The sequence below is a fragment of the Streptomyces sp. WAC04114 genome (genome assembly GCF_019733245.1).
Taxonomy (GTDB): domain Bacteria; phylum Actinomycetota; class Actinomycetes; order Streptomycetales; family Streptomycetaceae; genus Streptomyces; species Streptomyces massasporeus_A.
In genome coordinates this window covers 1-5,249 of record NZ_JAIGQA010000297.1, presented here as the reverse complement: position 1 = coordinate 5,249, position 5,249 = coordinate 1, and the positions used below count along the sequence as shown (strand labels likewise).

Annotated in this window: 4 protein-coding genes and 1 pseudogene; 4 read left to right on the top strand and 1 reads right to left on the bottom strand. The window is 70.9% G+C overall.

Annotated elements, in window-relative coordinates:
* The first annotated feature begins 5 nt into the window (after window positions 1-5).
* The 3 genes from K4G64_RS38160 to K4G64_RS38150 all read left to right on the top strand — a co-directional run bounded on the left by K4G64_RS38160 (window position 6) and on the right by K4G64_RS38150 (window position 3,945).
* The gene (locus K4G64_RS38160) at window positions 6-2,198 is read left to right on the top strand and encodes a bifunctional polysaccharide deacetylase/glycosyltransferase family 2 protein (RefSeq protein ID WP_374206510.1); all 2,193 of its coding nucleotides are present in this window, start codon (window positions 6-8) and stop codon (window positions 2,196-2,198) included.
* The gene (locus K4G64_RS38155) at window positions 2,195-3,406 is read left to right on the top strand and encodes an acyltransferase (RefSeq protein WP_221760447.1); all 1,212 of its coding nucleotides are present in this window, start codon (window positions 2,195-2,197) and stop codon (window positions 3,404-3,406) included. Before K4G64_RS38160 ends, K4G64_RS38155 begins: the two co-directional genes overlap by 4 nt.
* A 197-nt stretch (window positions 3,407-3,603) precedes the next feature.
* Window positions 3,604-3,945: a hypothetical protein gene (locus K4G64_RS38150; RefSeq protein ID WP_221760446.1), complete on the top strand. Its 342-nt coding sequence runs from the start codon at window positions 3,604-3,606 to the stop codon at window positions 3,943-3,945.
* Here K4G64_RS38150 and K4G64_RS38145 read toward each other — a convergent pair.
* Window positions 3,928-4,470: a hypothetical protein gene (locus K4G64_RS38145; protein ID WP_221760445.1), complete on the bottom strand. Its 543-nt coding sequence runs from the start codon at window positions 4,468-4,470 to the stop codon at window positions 3,928-3,930. The genes K4G64_RS38150 and K4G64_RS38145 overlap by 18 nt on opposite strands.
* Window positions 4,471-4,593: 123 nt before the next feature.
* Here K4G64_RS38145 and K4G64_RS38140 point away from each other — a divergent pair.
* Window positions 4,594-5,249 (top strand): annotated as a pseudogene (locus tag K4G64_RS38140) (hypothetical protein); the annotation flags it as partial.

The window sequence follows — 5,249 nt, the reverse complement described above, 5'->3', positions numbered from 1 at the left end:
TGAGCATCGCGCCCAGCGCGACGAGCACGAGCAGCGGCAGCAACAGACGCATGGGCAGGCGCCGGCGCCTGCCCATGCGTCTGTTGCTGCCGCTGCTCGTGCTCGTCGCGCTGGGCGCGATGCTCATGCTGCGCGGATACGTGCACAGCGAGGTCCTCGCCGACCACCGCGTCGGACCGCCCGCCGCGAACGACCGCGTCCCGAAGGACATCCTCAAGGGCGGCCCGGTCATCGACACCCGCGGCGGGAAGGCGACCAGCCTGGACGTCCCCAACCACAAGCTGGTGCTGACCTTCGACGACGGCCCCGATCCGATGTGGACGCCCAAGGTCCTCGACGTGCTGAAGAAGCACGACGCACGCGCCGTCTTCTTCATCACCGGCACCATGGCTTCCCGCTACCCGGACCTCGTCCAGCGCATGGTCGACGAGGGCCACGAGATCGGGCTGCACACCTTCAACCACCCCGACCTGTCCCTGCAGGGCAAGAGCCGGGTCGACTGGGAGCTGTCGCAGAACCAGCTCGCCCTCGCCGGCGCCGCCGGCATCCGCACCTCGCTGTTCCGCCCGCCCTACTCGTCGTTCGCCCGGAACATGGACAACAACACCTGGCCGGTCACCGAGTACATCGGCAGCAAGGGGTACATCACGGTCGTCAACGACACCGACAGCGAGGACTGGCGCAGGCCCGGCGCCGAGCAGATCATCCGCAACGCCACGCCGAAGGACGGCGACGGCGCCATCGTGCTGATGCACGACTCCGGTGGTGACCGCTCCCAGACCGTGGCCGCTCTCGACCGGTACGTCTCCGGGCTGCAGGCCAAGGGCTACCGTTTCCACACCCTCACCGGCGCACTCGATGCGCCCAGCGCGCACACCAGGGTCGCCGGACTGGAGTCGCTGAAGGGCGAGGCGTGGGTGTTCCTGGTGCAGGCCTCCGAGAACGTGACCGGCGTGCTCGTCGTCGGCCTCGCCGTCGTCGGCGTGCTGGTCTTCGGACGGCTCGGGCTGATGCTGATCCTCTCCGTGGCGCACGCCCGCCGGGTGCGGCGGCGCGGCTTCAGCTGGGGCGACCCCATCACGGAACCGGTGTCCGTGCTCGTGCCCGCCTACAACGAGGCCAAGTGCATCGAGCAGACGGTCCGCTCCCTCGTCGCCAGCGACCACCCCATCGAGGTGCTGGTCATCGACGACGGCTCCAGCGACGGCACCGCCCGCATCGTCGAGAACCTCGGCCTGCCCGGCGTACGCGTCGTCCGCCAGCTCAACGCGGGCAAGCCCGCCGCTCTCAACCGGGGCATCGCCAACGCCAAGTACGACCTGATCGTGATGATGGACGGTGACACCGTCTTCGAGCCGACCACCGTCCGCGAACTCGTGCAGCCCTTCGGCGACCCGCGCGTCGGCGCCGTCGCGGGCAACGCCAAGGTCGGCAACCGCGACTCGCTCATCGGCGCGTGGCAGCACATCGAGTACGTGATGGGCTTCAACCTCGACCGCCGCATGTACGACGTGCTGCGCTGCATGCCCACCATCCCCGGCGCGGTCGGGGCGTTCCGGCGCAGCGCACTGGAGCGCGTCGGCGGCATGAGCGACGACACGCTCGCCGAGGACACCGACATCACCATGGCCATGCACCGCGACGGCTGGCACGTGGTGTACGCCGAGAAGGCCGTCGCCTGGACCGAGGCCCCGGAGTCCGTCCAGCAGCTGTGGTCCCAGCGCTACCGCTGGTCGTACGGCACCATGCAGGCCATCTGGAAGCACCGCCGGTCCATCGTCGAGCGGGGGCCCTCGGGCCGCTTCGGCCGGGTGGGCATGCCCCTGGTGTCGATGTTCATGGTCGTGGCGCCGCTGCTGGCCCCGCTGATCGACGTGTTCCTGCTGTACGGGCTGGTGTTCGGCCCCACGGAGAAGACCATCGGCGCCTGGCTGGGTGTCCTCGCGGTACAAGGGGTGTGCGCGGCCTACGCGTTCCACCTGGACAAGGAACGCATGACCCACCTGATCTCACTACCGCTCCAGCAGATCCTCTACCGCCAGCTCATGTACGTCGTGCTGCTCCAGTCCTGGATCACCGCCCTCACCGGCGGCCGGCTGCGTTGGCAGAAGCTGCGGCGCACCGGCGCGGTGGGCCTGCCCGGCGGGACCGGTTCCTCCGCGCCGCAGCCGCAGATGGACGGGAGGCCGGTCGGATGACCACCCACGCGAGCCCCGTCACCGAGGCCGCCCCGCGGGAGCCGGCACCCGCCAAGAAGCCCGGCCGCGACCGGTACTTCGACCTGCTGCGCGCCCTCGCCCTGTTCCGTGTCGTGCTGTACCACCTCACGGGCTGGGCCTGGCTGCCGCTGGTGTTCCCGTCCATGGGCGTGATGTTCGCGCTCGCCGGGAGCCTCATGGCCCGTTCGCTGAAGCGCCCGGCCGTGCAGGTGATCCGCGGCCGGATGCGCCGGCTGCTGCCCCCGCTGTGGCTGCTCGGCGTCGTCGGCGTCACCGGCATGGTCCTCCAGGGCTGGGGCCCGGACGAGGACGGGCACCCCGGCTGGTGGCTGCTCCACCTCACCTTCTGGATCGTCCCGCTCAGCGACCCGCCCTACGCGGAGGGGCTGCCCGGCGTCCACGGCTTCATCGGCGAGAACTGGGCCGCGGACCTCGCGGGCCCGCTCTGGTACATCCGCGCCTACCTCTGGTACGTCCTGCTGTCCCCGGTGCTGCTGAAGGCCCTGCGTGCCCTGCCGGTCCTCACGATCCTCGCGCCCATCGCCCTGGCCGTCGCCTTCGAGCAGGAGTGGCTCACACTGCCCGGCGAGCGGATCCCCTCGGCGCTCACGGACTTCTCCACCTTCGGCGCCTGCTGGATCCTCGGCATGGCCCACCAGGAGGGCATCCTGCGGCGCTTGCCGCGCTACATCGTGCCGTCCGTCGCACCCGTCATCGCCCTGGCCGGCCTCTGGTACGCCCTGCACCACGACTTCGGCACCGGCAACGACCTCGACAGCATGCCGCTCGCCCAGGCCCTGTGGTCCTTCGGCACGGTGTTCCTGCTGCTGCACCTCAGCCCGTCCTGGACGGAGTGGCCGCGCCGGCTGCGCCCCTTCGCGGACACGATCACCCTCCTCAACTCCCGTGCCGTGACCATCTACCTGTGGCACAACACCTGCATCCTCATCGCCGCCACCCTCTGGGACCGGCTGTGGGGCTTCCCGCTGCTGGAGCAGAACGTACCCGGACTGCTGGAGAGCGTCTGGCCGGTGCTGATCCTGGTCTGGATCCTCATCGGCTGCTGCGTCCTGGCCTTCGGCTGGGCGGAGGACCTGGCGGCCAAGCAGAGGCCGCGGCTGTGGCCGACGAAGGAGCCCGGAGCGAGGGTTCGCGGAGGGCGGAGGCGGTCGGTACCCGGAAGCTAAGCTGAGCCGGCATCGACGGGGGCGGCCGGTGAGCGGGCCCCGGCCAGGGGTCCATTCGGGTCGCGGAGCACCTCGGCGGTGACGTACCGGAGCAGTGGCGTGAGGCCTTCGCGACGGACCTGCTCTGGTACTGGAGCGCGGCGGTCCGGCAGGGCGCCCTGTGTGCGGCGGTACTGGCGCCCCGGGGCGGGCCGGTGGTGGCGAGTTACACGGTGCGGGAGCTGACCGTCCCGGCGGAATCCCGCACGGTGTCGGCGTTCCGGGCGGAGGCGGAGTGCGCGCCGGGCCCGTACTTCGGCGACGGTCAGGTCCTCACCGAGGTCGAGCTGCCCCTCGGGCCGGCCCTGCGCGTGCACCGTCAGGAGCCGACGGACCCGGAGGCGGACAGTGGAACGGTCGTGGAGGGCATCGCCCACTACGTCCTACCGCGCCGGTACCCCACGGCACTGGAGTGCCGGTTGCTGTGGACGTCCCTGGGACTCGGCGCGGAGCTCGTCAAGGTCGCCGACGAACTGGCGGACTCACTGCGCCTGGTGTGACGCGGACGGGCCGCGAAGCTTCCCGAACCCGTCACCCAGGCCGAAGCGCTCCCACGGCACCATCGCCAACGGCATCCAGCTGAACCCGATGGCGAAGACCGCGACGACCGTGGTGATCTGCGCCGGGAGGAGCCACCCGAGCTGGGCGACGAGGAACGACACGACCGTCAGGACGACATCGAAGACCAGCACCGCCAGCATCTTGCGGGCAGCGGAGGCGGGGCCCACACGGGGGGTGTGCTCGTTCCCGCGCACCATTCCGAAGAAGATCACCGGCACCATCAGCCCGGTCAGCCCGCCGATCGCGATGCCTCCCACGACCAGGGCGTTGTGCCCCTCGTCGGGCACGGCACTCGACAGGGGACCCGTGTCGGCGGCGTTGCCCAGCAGGGCGACGACCGCGAACGCGCCCAGCGTCGCCGTCGCCAGTACGAGGAGCACTCCCACTCCGAAAGCGACGTTGCCGGCGACGGAACGCCGCGGACGCGGTGCCTTCGGCCGGCCGGCCCCCGACTCAGCGGACATGGACTCTCCCTTTCCCCTTGTCGGGTCCGCTAGAGGATATCGGGCCCGTTCGACCCACCCACCCCGGTGTGGAAAACTGCCCGGGTTGCGCTTGTGAACGAACTGACCCGGGGGAGCGGTGGGATGAGTAAGCGGCAGATGCAGAAGATGCTGCGGCTGATGGCAAGCGGGGAACCGGTCGAGCTCACCAGCCCGATGGCGTCCGTGAAGAAGCTCGCCCGGCTGGCCTTCGTCGCCCAGCAGTTCGGCTACGAGTACGCCGACGTCCGCCAGAGCAGCGGCCGCAACGGCGCGCTCACCATGCTGATCCTGCCCGACCCGAGCCCGCAGGCCCGGGCCCGGGCCGGGCAGAACTGGGCGCGGTACCCCGACGCGGCCGACGGCGTCTCCCTGCCGCCGCTCGTGCCCGACGCCTTCGAACTGCTCAAGGCCCGCATCAACTTCGATCTCACCGGCAAGAACGCCGAGAAGCGCATGGGGTACGGGGCGCTGGGTGTCAGCGTCGGCTGCGTGATCCTCGCCTTCCGGTTCGGCGGGCAGTCGGACGACTTCGTCGCGGCCGGGGTGGTGTGGCTGCTGCTCATGGCGGTCTTCGGCATCGGTTTCGTGGTGACGCGCAAGCGCAACGCCAAGTTCGCGGCCCGGCTGCAGGCGGCGGGCTTCACGCCGGTGCAGGACGAGAACGGGCGGTTGCGGTACCTGCCGCCGGGGGCGCAGCTGCCCGGGCAGGGCAATCCGTTCGCGGGCGGGCCGTACGGTGGGGCCGTGCCGGGTGGGCC